14 protein-coding genes are annotated in these 15,922 nt (G+C 64.7%); 8 read left to right on the top strand and 6 right to left on the bottom strand.

Going from position 1 to position 15,922, the window contains the following annotated elements; genetic code table 11:
- Positions 1 to 227: 227 nt before the first annotated feature.
- Both ACFQU1_RS18350 and ACFQU1_RS18345 read right to left on the bottom strand, forming a co-directional pair.
- On the bottom strand, positions 228 to 1,472 hold the full coding sequence (locus ACFQU1_RS18350; RefSeq protein WP_378135303.1) for a glycoside hydrolase family 5 protein: 1,245 nt from the start codon (positions 1,470 to 1,472) through the stop codon (positions 228 to 230).
- Entirely contained in the window at positions 1,469 to 2,557 is a 1,089-nt protein-coding gene (locus ACFQU1_RS18345) for a glycosyltransferase family 4 protein (protein WP_378135301.1), read from the bottom strand. The genes ACFQU1_RS18350 and ACFQU1_RS18345 overlap by 4 nt, the downstream gene beginning before the upstream one ends.
- Positions 2,558 to 2,646: 89 nt before the next feature.
- Here ACFQU1_RS18345 and ACFQU1_RS18340 point away from each other — a divergent pair, with 89 nt between their 5' ends.
- Entirely contained in the window at positions 2,647 to 4,050 is a 1,404-nt protein-coding gene (locus ACFQU1_RS18340; protein WP_378135298.1) for a lipopolysaccharide biosynthesis protein, read from the top strand.
- Positions 4,051 to 4,085: 35 nt separating this feature from the next.
- On the opposite strand, the gene ACFQU1_RS18335 is transcribed toward ACFQU1_RS18340, so the two are convergent.
- A complete protein-coding gene (locus ACFQU1_RS18335; protein WP_378135296.1) occupies positions 4,086 to 4,877 on the bottom strand; it encodes a WecB/TagA/CpsF family glycosyltransferase in 792 nt (263 codons plus the stop codon).
- Between the two features lie 304 nt (positions 4,878 to 5,181).
- On the opposite strand from ACFQU1_RS18335, the gene ACFQU1_RS18330 reads away from it, so the two are divergent.
- Entirely contained in the window at positions 5,182 to 5,835 is a 654-nt protein-coding gene (locus ACFQU1_RS18330; protein ID WP_378135294.1) for a class I SAM-dependent methyltransferase, read from the top strand.
- Between the two features lie 28 nt (positions 5,836 to 5,863).
- Here ACFQU1_RS18330 and ACFQU1_RS18325 read toward each other — a convergent pair whose 3' ends face one another.
- Positions 5,864 to 6,616, bottom strand: a complete 753-nt coding sequence (locus ACFQU1_RS18325; protein WP_378135292.1) for a polysaccharide deacetylase family protein — start codon at positions 6,614 to 6,616, stop codon at positions 5,864 to 5,866.
- Positions 6,617 to 6,640: 24 nt separating this feature from the next.
- A complete protein-coding gene (locus ACFQU1_RS18320) occupies positions 6,641 to 7,792 on the bottom strand; it encodes a glycosyltransferase (RefSeq protein ID WP_378135290.1) in 1,152 nt (383 codons plus the stop codon).
- A 237-nt stretch (positions 7,793 to 8,029) separates the two neighbouring features.
- On the opposite strand from ACFQU1_RS18320, the gene ACFQU1_RS18315 reads away from it, so the two are divergent.
- The 3 genes from ACFQU1_RS18315 to irrA all read left to right on the top strand — a co-directional run bounded on the left by ACFQU1_RS18315 (position 8,030) and on the right by irrA (position 10,985).
- Positions 8,030 to 9,496 (top strand): undecaprenyl-phosphate glucose phosphotransferase, encoded by a 1,467-nt coding sequence (locus ACFQU1_RS18315; RefSeq protein ID WP_378135288.1) that lies wholly within the window; start codon positions 8,030 to 8,032, stop codon positions 9,494 to 9,496.
- A gap of 47 nt (positions 9,497 to 9,543) precedes the next feature.
- Positions 9,544 to 10,128, top strand: coding sequence for a phosphatase PAP2 family protein (locus ACFQU1_RS18310; protein ID WP_378135286.1), 585 nt, complete (start codon positions 9,544 to 9,546; stop codon positions 10,126 to 10,128).
- A gap of 305 nt (positions 10,129 to 10,433) precedes the next feature.
- Positions 10,434 to 10,985: an iron response transcriptional regulator IrrA gene (gene irrA, locus ACFQU1_RS18305; RefSeq protein ID WP_378135284.1), complete on the top strand. Its 552-nt coding sequence runs from the start codon at positions 10,434 to 10,436 to the stop codon at positions 10,983 to 10,985.
- A 106-nt stretch (positions 10,986 to 11,091) separates the two neighbouring features.
- On the opposite strand, the gene ACFQU1_RS18300 is transcribed toward irrA, so the two are convergent.
- Complete coding sequence (locus ACFQU1_RS18300; RefSeq protein WP_378135282.1) at positions 11,092 to 12,447, bottom strand: MFS transporter; 1,356 nt, start codon at positions 12,445 to 12,447, stop codon at positions 11,092 to 11,094.
- Between the two features lie 162 nt (positions 12,448 to 12,609).
- On the opposite strand from ACFQU1_RS18300, the gene ACFQU1_RS18295 reads away from it, so the two are divergent.
- From ACFQU1_RS18295 to ACFQU1_RS18285, 3 genes are all read left to right on the top strand, one after another.
- The gene (locus ACFQU1_RS18295) at positions 12,610 to 13,308 is read left to right on the top strand and encodes a GntR family transcriptional regulator (RefSeq protein ID WP_378135280.1); all 699 of its coding nucleotides are present in this window, start codon (positions 12,610 to 12,612) and stop codon (positions 13,306 to 13,308) included.
- 124 nt (positions 13,309 to 13,432) lie between these two features.
- Positions 13,433 to 15,166: an L-arabinonate dehydratase gene (gene araD / locus ACFQU1_RS18290; protein WP_378135278.1), complete on the top strand. Its 1,734-nt coding sequence runs from the start codon at positions 13,433 to 13,435 to the stop codon at positions 15,164 to 15,166.
- A gap of 33 nt (positions 15,167 to 15,199) precedes the next feature.
- A complete protein-coding gene (locus tag ACFQU1_RS18285) occupies positions 15,200 to 15,913 on the top strand; it encodes a ribonuclease activity regulator RraA (RefSeq protein WP_378135276.1) in 714 nt (237 codons plus the stop codon).
- The last annotated feature ends 9 nt before the right edge of the window (positions 15,914 to 15,922 follow it).

The raw sequence follows: 15,922 nt of genomic DNA, 5'->3' as shown, positions 1-15,922 counted from the left end.
TCGAGACATAGAACGTCCTGTTTCGGGACAGTCTCGCCGGTTGCGAAGCGACGGCACACTCCCGGAGCAAGCGGCGCGCCAGGGCCAATGAAGGCTTAAGGTGAAGTGCGGAGAACGGCCGTATTGGCAGGCGCGCCCCACGCCTTCGCGGCGTGGTTCACGGCCGGCCGGCGGTTCCATACCCCTGCCGCAAGCCGTTGCCGTCGACCCTCAGCGGCAGGTGACTGTCACCGGCAAGTCACTGGCGGCGTCAGCCGCAGGGCCTCGATCAGATCGGTTTCGGGACAGGATGCTTCATCAGTCGGGTAAAGGCCGAAGGGCAGGCCGTGCAGCACCCAGAGCGACCAGCCCCAGCCGTTCTTTTCGATGGCCGATGAGACATCGCGGAGCCAGCGGGCGCGGGATGCCTCGTCGTCCGCATCCGCGTTTGGCTGGCGCATGGCGCCGAATTCCGTAAAGACGAACTGTCCCGGATCGATACGATTGTCCTGCTGCCACCGCGCGAGCGTGGCAAAGCGTTCCGCGATCATCGCCGCGCCCGGCGCGGAGGTGAAATACCAGCGGATCGCGTCTTCGGCTTCTTTTTGCTTGGCGTCACGTTCTGCCGGCCGCCAGCGGTCGCTTGCGGCGAACTTCGCGCGCGTTTCAGCCAGCGTCTCCGCCACTGCGCCACGCCCGGCGGGATAAGGCAGGCCTTTCACCTCCGCCAGGAACGGCAATGCCCAGTCCGAACCCTGGTGGGTGAAGACGAAAGGATCGTAGAAATGCACGCTGATGAGATTGCGCCGGTCGGCGAATTCAGCGCCGTCGAGCATGACGATACCTTCGATGGTCGACCAGCAGCCACCGGTGAGCAGCAGCGGCAGGCCGATGCCCCGGCCGCGCAGGTCATCGACGAGCACCTTCTGATGGACGCTCCAGTCGGTGCCCTTCTCCGCGCGGCAGTCCTGTTGCGGCTCGTTCAGCAGTTCGAGGGCAACCGGCCTCCCCGCCGGCAAGCCCTCCAGTCTGCCTGCCACCTCTTCCACGAGCGCCTTGAAGCGGCTGAACCGCGGCCCGTCCGTGCCGTCGAGCCACGCCATCGGCAATTCGCCGCCGAGCCCCGGCGCGAGGAGCGTGACGATGACGCCGAGCCCCGAGCGGCGCAGCCGAGCGATCGCCTGGTCGATCTCCTCGAAAAGACGACGCCGGTGCGGCCCATCCGCATTGATGAGCGGACCGAAATCGATGAGCAGGCGCACGTGGTCGAAGCCGAATCGGGTCAGATCCGTCGGCTCATGGGCGTCCGGTCCCGCATAGGGCGGGTCGGCATAGACGGTGCGGCCGTCGATGACGGTCGTCGCGGGGAAGGCGAACCAGGTTAAATTCGTGCCGCGACGAAACAGTCCGGTCTCGGCGGCGGGTGCCGGACCGGCGGCCTGCCATAGCGCCAGACACAGGAGAATGGCGAAGGAGATCCTATGCCGGATCATACCTCGAGCTCGCGCGTGCGGCTGACGATGGCATGGTTCTCGCCGCCCGGCTTCAGCAGTGCGATATAGGAGGCGACCATCCGCTCGCGCGCATATTTGCGCGTGATCGCCTTGGCCGAGGCTTGCACCAGGTTTGGCGACGGCGGATCCCGCAGCATCTGGCCGAGTGTATCCTTCCAGCGCTTCACGTCCCGAGGATTGACGAAACGGGTGGTGGCGGTCTGGTCGGTGGCGAGCACTTCGCGCAAGACGTCGAGGTCGGCGACGACCGACGGCAGACCCACCATCGCCGCTTCCACCGCCGCGAGGCCGAAGGTTTCCCAGACCGAGGGAAAGGCGAAGATGTCGGACGCCGCAAAGAGGTCGGCGACCTCCTCGGGCTGGACGGAGCCGAGCAGGATGAGGCGGTTGCGGACACCATGCCGGTCGGCGAGCGCTTCGATCTCGGGGCGACGCGGCCCGTCGCCGGCAATGACGAGATGAGCGCCGGGAAGGGCGGGCAAAGCCGCGACGAGCACGTCCTGGTTCTTCTGATCGACCAGGCGGCCGACGTTCAGGATGATGCTGCCGGTCGCCGGCAGCTGGAAGCGTTGCCGGGCTTCGGCACGGGTGAGCTTCGGCCGCGGTGGATCGAGGCCGTGTTCGATGAGCTGCATGTGGCGCCGGTAGCGCGCCGGATAGCCGGCGAATTCCGCCTCGGTGAAGGCTGAGTTGGCGATATTCGCGGTATAGCCGCCGGCGCTGCCGACCAGCCTGTCGAGCCAGCGCACGACCGGGGCCGTTTCGTCCGGCACGCAGGTCTGGTGAACGATGCGATGGCGCGAGCCCTGCATGCGCCCGGCCGTGCCGACGAGAATCGACGCGGTGGCCTGATAGGCGATGAGGGCATCGAAGCCACCGCGCAGGATGCGACGCGCCATGCTGGCTGCCGCCATCATCTTGGCCGAGGCCGGCATGAAGGGTCGAGGGAACAGAAAGGCTGTCTCGACCGCGATGCCATGCGCGACCAGCCCTTCCTCGACCATGGCGGCGAGCGTCTGAATCCCGCCGATCTCGTCGGTGTGAAGGATTTGAAGGACTTTCATCGCATTCCCCGGCGATCAATGACTTGTATAGACGCACGAGACGTCGGATAGGATGCATCCGCGGGCCCTCGGTCCGGTCGGATCAGCCAATGAAGCAAGACAACATCGTGCTCTTTCTCGCTGCCAGAGGTCTCTCGGCTGCGGGCAACTTGGTCGCCCTGGCGATCTTTTCCCGCATGGCGGGTCCGGTGACCTACGGCGAATATCTCTTGATTTTCGCCTGGACGGTGATCGTTTATGGCTTTTCGACCCAGTGGATGCGCTTTGCCTTCTTTGGCGTCTACCGTCACCAGGCACCTGCCGATTACATCTCCTCCTACGGCGTGTTGCTCGGCGCGGCTCTCGTCGGCGTTGCCGTCGTCCTGACGGGCATCTGGCTCGCCGGTATCGCCGGCTTTAATTTTCTGACGGCGGTTTTTGTTCTCGTCGTCAGCATGGCAGGTTACGAGGCGCTGCTGGAGATCAGCCGCACGCGGCTGCAGCCCGGCGTCGTAGCGATGCACATGCTGCTCAGGGCCGGTTTCGTCATCGCTTTCGGTGCCGCGGCGCTGTGGTTTCAGGGAACCGCGGTGTCGCTCGCCGTGGCGGTCGCCGTCGCCCATTGTTGCGCGGCCGTTCCCGGCTATTTCGCCATCCGTGATATCGAGTTTGCGCCGAATACGCGCGCGATGCGCGGCCTCATCATCTACGGCTGGCCGCTGCTCATTTCCTTCGGCGTCATGGCTGTCGGACAAAGTGTCGACCGTCTGGTGCTCGCCCATTTCGGCGGTGCGGGCGCGCTCGGCCCTTATGGTGTCGTGGCAGACCTTCTGCGTCAGGCCTTCATGGTGGTCGGCGAGTCCATCACCATGGCGCTCGTCACCGTCGCCAAGCAGCACGCCAACGCCGGCGAGATGGAGGCCGCAGACCGCGTTCTGCGCAACACCTTCAATGCCTGCCTGGCGACCGCCACTTTCGGGGCGGTATTCTTCCTGATCTTCGGCGACATGGTGGTTCATCTGCTGGTCGGCGAGGAATTCTACGAGCCGAGCCGGGCGCTCATCCCGATATTCGCGATCGCCTTCGGCTTCATGACCATGCGCAGCTTCTACTTCGCCCAGGTCATCTATTTTTCGACCGCGAGCCATCTCGAACTCGTAGTCTCGCTCATGTTCGTCGCGATCTCTGCGGCGCTTGCGACCCTGCTCGTGCCCTTCGAAGGCGCCAAGGGCGCGGCGATTGCTCTGATGGTGGCTCATATCGTCACCTGTCTCGCCTTCGTCGTGGTGCGCCGCCGGTATTATCCCATGCCGGTCGACCGCAGTGGCCTTTTCACCATCAGCATTCTTGCGCTCTTCGCGCTGCTCGCGGACTATGCTGTCGAGCATGTCGTCACCGCACCGGTTGCAGCCCTCATCGCCAAGGCGGTGGTCTTCGCCGCCTTTGGCGGGCTCGCCATCTTCAGGTTCGATCTCCTCAGCCTGTCGCGTTCGGGACGAAAGATGGCGCATTGAGCGATCACCCTGATTTTGGACCGATTCGGTTCGAATCAGGACTGTGAATTGATGCCATAGGCCGCTGCGCGCCGGCGTGCCGATGGGCGAAGGCGCTCCCGGGCCACACGGGCCAGAAAGACCAGATTGCCGACGAGATAGCGGCGCGCGAGCCGCCGCGGCTCGAGCATCAGCCGGAAGATCCATTCGCAATGGAGGCGGCGTATGAGCTCCGGCGCCCGTGGCTTGTGCCCCGAGGCGAAATCAATGAGCCCACCGACGCAGAAGCCGAGCCGACAGCCGGTGGCCGCCAGATGGGCCTGCATCCATAATTCCTGCCGCGGACTGCCGAGGCCGAGAAGGAGCACATCCGCCTTCGTCGCCGCAATGGCCGCGGCGATCGCAGGGCTTTCATCGTCGCTGAAATAGCCGTGCCGCACCCCGACATAGACGTGCTGTGGGGCGAGGGCGGCAAAGGCATCGCGGGCGCGCTCGGCGACGCCTTCGGCGCCTCCCAGGACATAGACGCGCAGGACCTTCTGCGTGCGCTGCAGGAAGAGCGGCACGAGATCGGTGCCGTTGAGATTCTCCGGAAAGGGCGCGCCGTGCAGCAGGCGCGCGGCGATATCGAGCCCGATGCCGTCATTGAGCACCAGGCTCGCGCGGAAGGCCTCGGCCACGCGCGCATCGTCCCAGGCGAGATTGGCATTATGGGCATTGAGGAAGGCGATCTGCCGCGGCTTCTGTGGAAGCGCGCCGAGCGCCTCGATGGCGGCTTCGCTCGTCGTGGCCCGAACCGGAATCCCGAAAATCGGCCAGTCCTCACCAGCTGGATCGGCGGGTTTCATGTGCTTCGCTCCGGGATTTGGGTGCAACGGATCTGTTTCATTTTAAAACGTCTTTAGCCTCGCCATCGGACGGCACAGGACAAGCAGCAAGAGCCGAACCACATGCGGCAAGCACTGTTCGAGGCACGGCAAAGCGAGCCCGGCCAAGACGAATCAAGCGGAATACGGGGTCTGCTGTTCGGCGCCCGGCCCATGGCAGGCGGTGACGCGGCCGTTGGTCCGGCTCTTGCCTCATTGCGGCGAGAGCGGTGATCGGCCCTGCCGAGAAGCCGCGAACAGGCTTCTACCCGGGAAAGGGCTTTCCATGTTTCTCGCAACCACCGAGACTGCGGTTTATCGCAACAAGTTCCGGCGGCGGCGGCTGGCGCGGTTCCTCGCGCTGGTCGACGACGTGCTCAAGACGAAGCGCAGCTGCCGGATCCTCGACGTCGGCGGCGGCGTCGCCTACTGGAAGGGTCTCGAAGACCTCTGGAGCGACCGGCCGGTTCACATCACCCTCGTCAATCTCAAGGCGGAGCCGGTTCCGGACGGCCGTTTCACGAGTCTAACGGGTGATGCCTGCAATATGCCCGAATTCGAGGACAACGCCTTCGACGTGATCCATTCCAATTCGGTGCTGGAGCATGTGGGAAGCTATGCCAACAAGCGCCGGATGGCCGAGGAGATCCAGCGGATCGCGCCGCGCCACTTCGTGCAAACGCCGAATTTCTGGTTTCCGATCGAGCCGCATTTCCGCACGCCGGCCATCCACTGGCTGCCGGAGCCGCTCAGGGTCGCCGCCGTCATGCGCAAGAAGCTCGGCTTCTACGACCAGGCCAAGACGCGCGACCAGGCCTATGAGATCCTGAGCGATGCCAGCCTGCTCGACTTCAAGGACATGCAGACGCTCTTTCCGACGTCGCATATCGAGCGCGAGCGGGTCTTCGGCTTCACCAAGTCGCTGATCGCCATCCGCTGATCGCATCCGGCGATCGGCAACGCCGGCTTCAGGGTCGCGCGCCTATCCGGCGCAGGCCCTGGGCGATCGTCACGCAGTCGAAGCCGCGGTCGGCCACCGTCTTCAGGACGCGGTCGAACAGCGCCGTCGACGTGCCGATCCAACTCGGCGGGTCGGCGACGTCATGTGTATAGAATATGACCCAGGCGTTCCGGGCCGCCGCCGCATCGAGGGTGCGGGCCAGCTTCTCGGGCGTGAGCGTTCGGTCGTAGAGCTCGATCACCCTGAGCATGGCAAGGTCGATCCGCCCGACATTCAGCCCCTCATAGACGCCGCGGCAGGTGGCGAAACGGCGCTGCAGCTGCAGCTTGCGTGACAGCGACTGCCGCCCGAAGGGAAAGGCGAAATTCTCGAGAGAAAGATCGCCGCAGATCTCGCGCAGGGCGGCGCGATTAGCATTCTCCTCTTCCTCGAGCGCCTCGGCACTGATCTCGTCGACCTTGGGATGGGAAAAGGTGTGATCGCCGATCTCATGGCCGGTGGCGTGGAGCCGACGCACATCCTCGACCGTCGCCACATCCCAGAACTCGTCGCGAGTGCCGAGAAGACCGGCGGCGATATAGAAGGTGCCGAAGGCACCGTTGGCATTCAGCAGGTCGGCGCCGGCGCGCGCGGCCGAAGCGGGAACATCATCGAAGGTGAAGCTGGCGAGCGGCCGGTGATTGCGCATGCGGAAGGGCTGCGTATTGAGATGCCGCCCGGCCTTGCGTCCCAAGCCGGCAAGGAGGCGCGCTGGTTTCATTCCGCTTGTCCTCGCTATGCTGCGTTAAGCTTCACTCAGCCGGCCGAGGCGCCGGCTATCGACCCTCTCGCATAAATCGCGCGCGATGTGCAGAAGTTCTTGCGCGGATCGATCGGTCCTGTGCAAGAGGCCCCGCTCCATCAGCCGCCTGCGATCGACCGTTTGGCCGAGCGATTGCTCGATGGCCGCGGCGAGCTGACGCGCGTCTCCGGGCGGGACAAGCATGCCATATCGGCCGCCGTCGAGAATTTCGCGCGGACCATAGGGGCAGTCCACAGCCACGACGGGCGTGCCGCAAGCGAGTGCTTCGACCAGTGAATTGCCGAAGCCCTCGAACAACGAGGCCGATACGGCGAGCTCGGCCCGCTTGAACCACGAAAAGGGATCTTTCGCGTAGCCGGCGAAGATGACGCGGTCCGCCAGGCCAAGCGCCGCGATGCGCTGTTCGAGCGCCGGCTGCTCGGCGCCTTCGCCGACGAAGGTGAGGCGCCATGGGCGTGACCGGGGCAGCAGTGCCGCCGCTTCCACGAGATGGGCCTGGCCCTTCTCGGTGGACAGGCGCCCCATGCAGACGATCAGCCCTTCTTCGCGCTCGGCCGTGGCAAAGCTGTCGAGGGAGGCTGCGACCTCCGGCGTGATCACCGGCTTGGACACCATCATGGACATCATGACCCGCGGCACATGCGACTGGCGCACGAGATCGTCGCAGGCGCCCTCCGTCAGCGTGAGGACGTGGTCGGCGTAGCGATAGAAAAAGCCGAGCCTGTAGGCCACGCGGTTCTGGAGGTAGGGATCGTGCCGCAGGCCGACGGATGGCACGCCCACCTCCCGCAGAATGAGCGGGGGACGCTGCCTGCGCGGCAGCAGCCGTGCAGCGAGCACGCAGCCGAGATTGAGACTGGCTTCCGAACTCAGGACGACATCGAAATCACTATCGCCGAAGACCCGGCGCAGCTGCGGGATGGCGCGCCTCAGCCGCGAAGGCACCTTGACGGTTGCGATACCGGGATCAACGAGGGCCCGGAGCGGCCCCTCCGTGCGCAGCACGATGAGCGTGACCGCCGCGCCCAGCTTGGCGAGCGCATTGCCGAGCAGAACCGAATCCCGCTGTGCCCCACCGCCCGCGAATCCGCCCAGGACGATGCCGATGGATGGCCTTGTGCCGATGTCGATCATGGCTCCTGACGGCTGTGAAGCAGGCGCAATGCACCTGTTCCCCCCTCTGATTCTTATGCATTCGTCTCATAACGCGGCAGGTCATGTGTATCAACGGTCAGTGAAAGGATTTTGGACCCGCGCAAGGATTTTGCCCGTCTTGGCATGGCCTCTGCTCACCCCAGAGGTTGGGGACGCCAACTGTCTCAAGAAGAAACAGCTCAGTGTCCGGCCAGTTTTGTTACGAGGCAATCCAGCATGGCCAAAACAGATTTTGTGCCGACACAGGCAGGCTTCGCCCAGGTCGGGACTACCTTTTCGCGAAACTTTCTCGCGATCGCCTTCTTCATGGTCGACATCGCCGTCGTGACAGGGGCATCTTCCCTGACCGGCATGATCTACCACGCGCTGGCCTATAACGACTCGGGCCCGTTCGGCCTGTTCCTGAGTGCGGGTCTATCCACGGCCGTTCTCTTTGGAACCTTCGGTGTGCTGGCCGGCGAATACGGCTATGCGCGCTATCTGTCGTACAGGACGCATCTGTCGTCCGTATTCCGCTTTTGGAATCTCGCCTTCCTGTCCTTCCTGCTCATTCTCTTCGTGTTGAAGAGCTCGGAGGTCTATTCGCGCGGCTGGTTCATCCTTCTCTATTTCACCTGTCCCTTGGCGCTCGTCAGCGGGCGCTATGTGCTGGTGCGGCTCGTGACTACGGCGAGCCGGCTCGGGATGATCACCGGCCACCGGCTCTATGTCTTCGGCGGCAAGGAGGATATCGACGCCTTCCTCAAGCGCTATCAGCCCTGGGACCTCGGCGTCCGGGTGGTCGGCACGGGGACGATCGAGGAGCCCATGGGCCGGGACGGCCAGACCTCGCCAGCTGGTTTTGGTGCGCCCGAAGCGGCCAACCTGCGCCGGGCGGTCGAGGCGGCGCGGCAGCTCAAGCCCGATTCCGTCTTCATCGCCCTGCCGTGGTCGGATGCCGCGGTGATCGACCAGACGGTGAAGGCCTTCTCGCTCATTCCGGTCGAGATCCACTTGAGCCCGGAACGGATCCTCGAGCGCTTCGAGGAGGTCAATCTGGTGCGGCGCGGTCCGATCCCGAGCCTGCAGCTCGCCCGATTGCCGCTGAGTCCCGTCGAGATCGTGCTGAAGCGCTGCTTCGATCTCGTCTTCGCGAGCTGTGCGCTCCTGGCGCTGTCTCCGTTGATGCTCATCGTCGCGGTGCTGATCCGCCTCGACTCGCGCGGCCCGGCACTCTTTACGCAGCGGCGCTTCGGCTTCAACCAGCAGCCGTTTCGCATCTACAAGTTCCGGACGATGCGCACCCAGGACGACGGCGACGTCATTCGCCAGGCAACGCGCGACGATCCGCGGGTGACGCGCATCGGCCGCTTCCTCCGGCGTTGGAACATCGACGAATTGCCGCAGCTCATCAATGTGATCAAGGGCGATATGTCGATCGTCGGACCGCGACCGCACGCCCTGGCGCATGACCGCGAGTTCGAGGCGAAGATCGGTCTTTATGCTCGCCGCCATAATGTGAAGCCGGGCATCACCGGCTGGGCGCAGGTGCACGGCTTCCGCGGCCAGACCGACGTGGACGCCAAGATGGAAAAGCGCGTCGAGTTCGACCTGTTCTACATCGACAATTGGTCCTTGTGGCTCGATCTCAAGATCATCGCCATGACGGTCTTTCATCCGCACTCCTATCGCAACGCTTTTTGAGGTAAAGCGACACCGCGGGGGGTGAGGATGGAGGCGCGGCGGTCGTTATGATGCATCGAATTACGGGTCTCGGCGACGTGGCGGTGCTGGTGCCGGTCGCGGCCCTCGTGGCGCTCTATTGTTTCATGGCGGGGCATCGCCGGCTTGCCCTGCAATGGTCTCTCATGATCCTGGTCGGCATGGCGCTCACGGGCGTTGCCAAGCTCACCTTCCACGCCTGCGGCGACATGCTGACCGGCGACCGCATCCGCTCCCCGAGCGGCCATGCGGCGCTGAGCATGATGGTCTTTGGGGGCCTTGCCATCGTCATGGCCGGCGGCCGGGATCGCATCATCCGCGTGCTTTTCGCCCTCGGCGGCGCCGTGCTCGTGCTGCTGATCGGCTGGAGCCGGGTGCGGCTCAACTATCACACGCGTTCGGAAGTGCTCGCCGGCTTCATGCTCGGCGGCTTCTGCCTCGCCGTTTTCTCCGCCTTCTACAAGCAGGAGCGGCTGTCGCTCGCCGGCCTCGTGCTCATTTCCGTCTTCCTCGGACTGACCGCCTACGCCCTCCGCAAGCTGTCGTTCACGCCGGAATATGCCCTGGAGGCTTTCGCCAATCGCCTGCAGATCTGGCTCGACGTGTGCAGGTAGCGCGGCGGCGATCCAAGCTGATGGGATCTGAGGTTCAGTCTGGAATCTCAGATATGCTCCATTACTCGGGCGTCGCGCGGCGTTTCTTGACGCAATCTGTATTGCTGTAGGAATACCTCGTATTCGGATGGTACAATAAAAGCCGATCTGTCTTTTCAGGCTCGCTGGTTTCAGGTAGATCGTAGTTTTTAATTATTATAAGGTAAGTTTTACGGCGAGGCGCCACGCCAATAGCCTGCCAATGCCGAAAAAATCATATTGCATTTATGTGCGAACTGGCTATAGCTCGGTTCGAGGATTTCATCATGTCAGATCATGTTCGCCTAACGACAGCGCGCGGTGTGCCCGTGCATTCGGATCTCGCGGCGCTTCTCGATAGCCCGAGCGCACCGGTGAAAACCGGCTGCGGCTTCCACGACGTGCGCGAGATCTTGCGTGCGGCGGGCCTGCGGCCCACGCGGCAGCGGCTGATGCTGGGCTGGCTGTTGTTCTCCAAGGGGCATCGCCACGTCACGGCGGAGCTCCTCTATACCGAGGCGACGCGCGCCAAGGCGGCCGTGTCGCTCGCCACCGTCTACAACACCCTGCACCAGTTCACGGAAGCCGGGTTGCTGCGGCAGCTCGCCGTCGATGGCACGAAGAGCTATTTCGACACCAATGTGGCGGTGCATCACCATTTCTTCGTCGAAGATGATCAGGTGCTGATCGATATTCCCAACGGCATGCTGCCGGCCGGCAGCTTGCCGGCGGCCCCGGCCGAGCTGCCGGCGGGCATGGAACTCGTCGGTGTCGAGCTGATAGTCCGCGTGCGGCGCAAGGGGCGGCGTGCCATGGCGCGCCAGAGCGGCGAAGCCTGAGCCGCGAGCCGTACCGCTTCGCCGCGGCGGCGAATCTGTCGGACTGTTGAGGGGAGCACGGCACAGCCGCGTTCCCCTTTGTGTTTAGGCGAGCCGTATCCGGCTTTCAGGCCGGTGAGCGCGGTGCGACATCCCCGGCCGTGAAGTCGCTGACGAGATCGCGGGCGCGCTCGAGCCGCGGCGCCGTTTCCGGCAGGGCGGCGGTGCAGGCCATGGTGATGACGCAACCGAGGCCGATATAGCCGCACAAGGCCCAGGGTGCGCCATGCGCCACCTGAAGGAGCCAGCCGGCAGCGAGCGTTCCGACGGAACCGATCAGCGCGCCGATCTGCTGGATGAAGGAGACCCCGCTCGCCCGGATCCGCGTCGGGAAGAGTTCGGCGTAATAGGCCGCCTGCGGGCCATACATGGCGGCGTGCCCCACGGCGAGCGCGGCGACGAGGCCTACCCAGATGAGGCCGTCCATGCGGTAATAGACGAAAGCGAAGGTGGGAAAGGTCGCAAGCAGCACGCAGACAGCGCCGAACAGATAGACGGGCTTGCGGCCGACCCGGTCCGACAGCGCACCGAAAGTGGGCAGCGCGACGAGTTCGAATAGAATTGCAACGAGCGTCGCCGTCGTCATGGTCTCGCGCGAGACGCCGCGGCTCGCGGCATAGGCCGTGATCAGCACGGCGAAGCTCGTGAAGGCGATGCTCTCGGCGAATTTGCTGCCGCAGCCGAGCGCCAGCGGGCGGGGATAGTCGCGCAGAACCTCCGCCAGGGGATGCCGGTCGGCGGCACGGCGCTTGCGCATCTCCAGGAACAAGGGCGTTTCCGTCAGCGAGAGCCGGATATAGAGGCCGACGCCGACGAGGAGGAGGCTCAACAGGAAGGGAATGCGCCAGCCCCAGCTGAGGAACTGCTCCTCGGAAAGGGTTGCTGTGAGCAGGGCGAAGATGCCGAGCGGCAAGATGAAGCCGGCAGGCGCTCCCGTCTGGACCCAGGAGCCGAAGAAGCCGCGCGAGCGGGCCGGGGCGTGCTCGCACATGATGAGAATGGCGTTGCCCTGTTCTCCGCCGATGCCGAAGCCGTGCAGGAGCCGGATGAACAGGAGCGCCAAGGGCGCGGCGACACCTATCGTCTCGTAGGTGGGCATGAGGCCGATGACGAAGGTGGCGATGCCGACGATGAGCAGTGTCGTCACCAGCGCGTTCTTGCGCCCATAGCGATCGCCGATATAGCCGAAGAGCAGGCCGCCGATGGGCCGCGCGATGAAGCCGGCCGCATAGGTCGCGAGCGCCACGAGCGAGCCGACGAGCGGATCAAAGCTCGGAAAGAACAGCTTGTTGAAGACGAGCGCCGAGGCCGTCGCATAAATGAAGAAGTCGTACCACTCGACGGTGGTGCCGATGCAGGAGGCGATCGCCACCCGGCGCATCATGCCCGGCGTCTCCTCTGATCCATTCATAGCGATGGCCATGTCGTCTGTCTCCCTGGGATCCTCAGCCCGGCTTTTCGTTGCGGCCGGCGCCTCCAGCTAAAGCACTAATGTATTATTGCATCAAGTGGGTTGGTGTGATTATGTGGTTTGCGCCCGTTGCAAGCGGCGTCCGCGGCTGTTGCCGCAGGGTCGGGGAGGACGATGAACCTGCATCTTGCTGAGCCGAGCGTGCGCCTGGATCGGTCCCGCCAGGTCGCGCCGCAGATCGAGGAGATCCTGCGGCAGCGCATCCTGTCGCTCGCGCTCAAGCCCAATGAGATACTGTCGCGGGCAGCGCTTCAGGCGGAATTCGCCGTCAGCCTGACGCCGGTGCGCGATGCGCTGATGAAACTCGGCCAGGAGGGGCTGGTCGATATCTTTCCGCAGCATGCGACCTTCGTCGCGCGGATCGATCTCGCCGCCGCCCGCCAGGCGCATTTTCTCCGGATGGCCATTGAAATAGAAGCGGTTCGCCGCATTGCGGCGGGCGAGGCGACGGCTGCGGTCGCGGCCAAGCTACAGCCCTTCCTGGCCGACCAGCGGCGCCATGCAGCCCCCGATGACTCGGAGGCCTTCAGCGCCGCCGACCGCGGTTTCCACAAGGTGCTCTATGAGGGCGCCGATATCCCCGACCTCTGGGATGTCGTGCGCCGGCAGAGCGGGCATATCGACCGGCTACGGCGACTGAACCTGCCTCTGCCGGGCAAGATCGAGGCTGTCCTGCGCGATCATGAATCGCTGGTTGCGGCGATCGAGCGGGGGGATCCCGAGGGTGCCGCGGCGGTCATGCGCCGGCATCTCTCGGGAACGCTGTCGATCGTTGATGAAATCCGCCAACGCTATCCGGACTTCCTGCGATGACGGGAGGATGGCATTCAACGGTGAAGGAGAGGGCAATTCCTATCACTGATACATTAGCAGAAGTCCGCAGATCCCTCCGTCAGGCGTGTGTCCGCACCGCCGCCTTTCGCCTCCAGAGCAGCCAATGACCCGTAAAACTCCCGATCAGCTCCGCAGCGCGCGCTGGTTCGCGCCCGACGACCTGCGCTCCTTCGGCCACCGTTCGCGCATGAACCAGATGGGCTATGCGGCAGAGGATTATGCCGGCAAGCCGGTTATCGCGATCATCAATACCTGGTCGGACCTCAACCCGTGCCACGCGCATTTCAAGCATCGCGTCGAGGATGTGAAGCGCGGCATCCTGCAGGCCGGCGGCTTTCCGGTGGAGCTTCCCGCCGTCTCCCTGTCGGAGAGCAAGGTGAAGCCGACCACCATGCTCTACCGCAATTTCCTCGCCATGGAGACGGAGGAGCTCATTCGCTCCCATCCGGCCGACGGCGTCGTGCTGATGGGGGGCTGCGACAAGACTACGCCGGGGCTCCTTCTCGGGGCGACGAGCGCCGGGCTGCCGGCCATCTTCGTGCCGGCAGGCCCGATGCTGCGCGGCAATTGGCACGGCAAGGTGCTGGGCTCGGGCTCGGATGCCTGGAAATACTGGGACGAGCGCCGCGCCGGCAATATTTCGGAACGCGATTGGCACGAGATGGAGGCCGGCATCGCCCGTTCCTACGGCGTCTGTATGACGATGGGAACCGCCGCCACGATGACGGCGCTCGCCGAGGCCATCGGCATGACGCTGCCCGGCGCCTCGTCCATCCCGGCGGCCGATTCCAACCATATCCGCATGTGCGCGGAAGCGGGCCGGCGCATCGTCGACATGGTCTGGGAGGATCTGACGCCGGCAAAGATCCAGACGGAGCAGGCCTTCCGCAATGCCATCGTGGTCGCCATGGCCATGGGCTGCTCGACCAATGCGGTCATCCATCTCGTCGCCATGGCGCGGCGGGCAGGGCATGCCATCAGCCTCGACGACTTCGACGCCGCGAGCCGCAAGGTGCCCGTCATCGCCAATATCCGGCCGAGCGGCGACCGTTATCTGATGGAGGACTTCTACTACGCGGGGGGGCTTCCCGGCCTGATGATGCGGCTGAAATCCTTTCTCGACCTCAGCCAGATCAATGTGTCCGGCCGAACCTGGGCCGAGTGCCTGGAAGGCGTCGAGGTTTACAACGACGACGTGATCCGCCCGCTCGATCAGGCCATCTACCAGGAGGGCGCGCTCGCGGTTCTCAGGGGCAATCTCGCGCCGGACGGCTGCGTGATCAAGCCCTCGGCGGCGGCGCCCCACCTTCTCCAGCATGTCGGGCCGGCGCTCGTCTTCGACGATTATCCGAGCCTCAAGGCCAATATCGACCGCGACGACCTCGATGTGACGCCCGACCACGTGATCGTGCTGCGCAATGCCGGCCCGCTCGGCGGGCCGGGCATGCCGGAATGGGGCATGCTCCCCATCCCGAAGAAGCTCGTGCGGCAAGGTGTGCGCGACATGCTGCGCATCTCCGACGCGCGCATGAGCGGCACGAGCTACGGCGCCTGCATCCTGCATGTGGCGCCGGAATCCTATATCGGCGGGCCGCTCGCCCTCGTTCAGACCGGCGACATGATCCGCGTCGACGTGCCGGCCCGCTCGATCACGCTCGAGGTGGCTGAGGACGAACTTGCGCGTCGCCGGGCCGCCTTGCCTCCGCCGAAGCCGCGCTACGAGCGGGGCTACGGCTGGATGTTCTCCCAGCATATCGGCCAGGCGGACCAGGGTTGCGACTTCGATTTCCTGCGCACCGACTTCGGCCGGCCGGTGGACGAGCCGGTCATCTACTGACGATCCATCGTAACGACCCTACCCGGGAATAACATGCTGACCGATACCACCCGCGAGAAGCTGAAGACCGTGAGCACGGCCACCCTGTCGACCGCGCTCTTCAAGCGCGGCCTCAGGAACCAGTTCATCCAGGATGTGCGGCCCTTGAAGCACAAGGGCAGGAATATGGTGGGCGAGGCCTTCACGCTTCGCTACATTCCGGCGCGCGAAGATCTCAACCGGATCGAGGTGTTCCAAAACCGCGCGCATCCGCAGCGCAAGGCGGTCGAGGAATGCCCGCCCGGCGCGGTCTTCGTCATCGACAGCCGCAAGAATCCGCGCGCTGCCTCTGCCGGCTCGATCCTCGTGACGCGGCTCATGGTGCGGGGCGTCGCCGGCATCGTGACCGACGGGGGCTTCCGCGACAGCCCGGACATCGCGGAACTTGCGATTCCGGCCTATCACAACCGCCCGTCGGCACCGACCAATCTCACCCACCACCAGGCACTCGATATCAATGTGCCGATCGGCTGCGGCGACGTGCCGGTGTGGCCGGGCGATGTCGTTGTCGGCGACGGCGAAGGCGTGATCGTCGTCCCCGCCCATCTCGCCGACGAGATCGCCGACGAGGCCGTGGAGATGACTGCCTTTGAGGACTTCGTCACCGAGGAGGTGCTGAAAGGCCGCTCGATTCTCGGCCTCTATCCTGCGACCGAGGATCGGACGAAGGCCGATTTCGCGGCCTGGCGGGCTGCCAAAGGGCGGTAAATCCGAGCA

It is taken from the genome of Chelatococcus sp. GCM10030263 (assembly GCF_042666455.1).
GTDB lineage: Bacteria > Pseudomonadota > Alphaproteobacteria > Rhizobiales > Beijerinckiaceae > Chelatococcus.
This window is presented reverse-complemented; position numbering and strand designations above follow the sequence as displayed.

What these genes read in the sequence shown, in the direction of transcription:
- ACFQU1_RS18350 (WP_378135303.1), bottom strand. Translation starts at nt 1,472, where the DNA reads ATGATCCGGCATAGGATCTCCTTCGCCATTCTCCTGTGTCTGGCGCTA.
- ACFQU1_RS18345 (WP_378135301.1), bottom strand. Translation starts at nt 2,557, where the DNA reads ATGAAAGTCCTTCAAATCCTTCACACCGACGAGATCGGCGGGATTCAG.
- ACFQU1_RS18340 (WP_378135298.1), top strand. Translation starts at nt 2,647, where the DNA reads ATGAAGCAAGACAACATCGTGCTCTTTCTCGCTGCCAGAGGTCTCTCG.
- ACFQU1_RS18335 (WP_378135296.1), bottom strand. Translation starts at nt 4,877, where the DNA reads ATGAAACCCGCCGATCCAGCTGGTGAGGACTGGCCGATTTTCGGGATT.
- ACFQU1_RS18330 (WP_378135294.1), top strand. Translation starts at nt 5,182, where the DNA reads ATGTTTCTCGCAACCACCGAGACTGCGGTTTATCGCAACAAGTTCCGG.
- ACFQU1_RS18325 (WP_378135292.1), bottom strand. Translation starts at nt 6,616, where the DNA reads ATGAAACCAGCGCGCCTCCTTGCCGGCTTGGGACGCAAGGCCGGGCGG.
- ACFQU1_RS18320 (WP_378135290.1), bottom strand. Translation starts at nt 7,792, where the DNA reads ATGATCGACATCGGCACAAGGCCATCCATCGGCATCGTCCTGGGCGGA.
- ACFQU1_RS18315 (WP_378135288.1), top strand. Translation starts at nt 8,030, where the DNA reads ATGGCCAAAACAGATTTTGTGCCGACACAGGCAGGCTTCGCCCAGGTC.
- ACFQU1_RS18310 (WP_378135286.1), top strand. Translation starts at nt 9,544, where the DNA reads ATGATGCATCGAATTACGGGTCTCGGCGACGTGGCGGTGCTGGTGCCG.
- irrA (WP_378135284.1), top strand. Translation starts at nt 10,434, where the DNA reads ATGTCAGATCATGTTCGCCTAACGACAGCGCGCGGTGTGCCCGTGCAT.
- ACFQU1_RS18300 (WP_378135282.1), bottom strand. Translation starts at nt 12,447, where the DNA reads ATGGCCATCGCTATGAATGGATCAGAGGAGACGCCGGGCATGATGCGC.
- ACFQU1_RS18295 (WP_378135280.1), top strand. Translation starts at nt 12,610, where the DNA reads ATGAACCTGCATCTTGCTGAGCCGAGCGTGCGCCTGGATCGGTCCCGC.
- araD (WP_378135278.1), top strand. Translation starts at nt 13,433, where the DNA reads ATGACCCGTAAAACTCCCGATCAGCTCCGCAGCGCGCGCTGGTTCGCG.
- ACFQU1_RS18285 (WP_378135276.1), top strand. Translation starts at nt 15,200, where the DNA reads ATGCTGACCGATACCACCCGCGAGAAGCTGAAGACCGTGAGCACGGCC.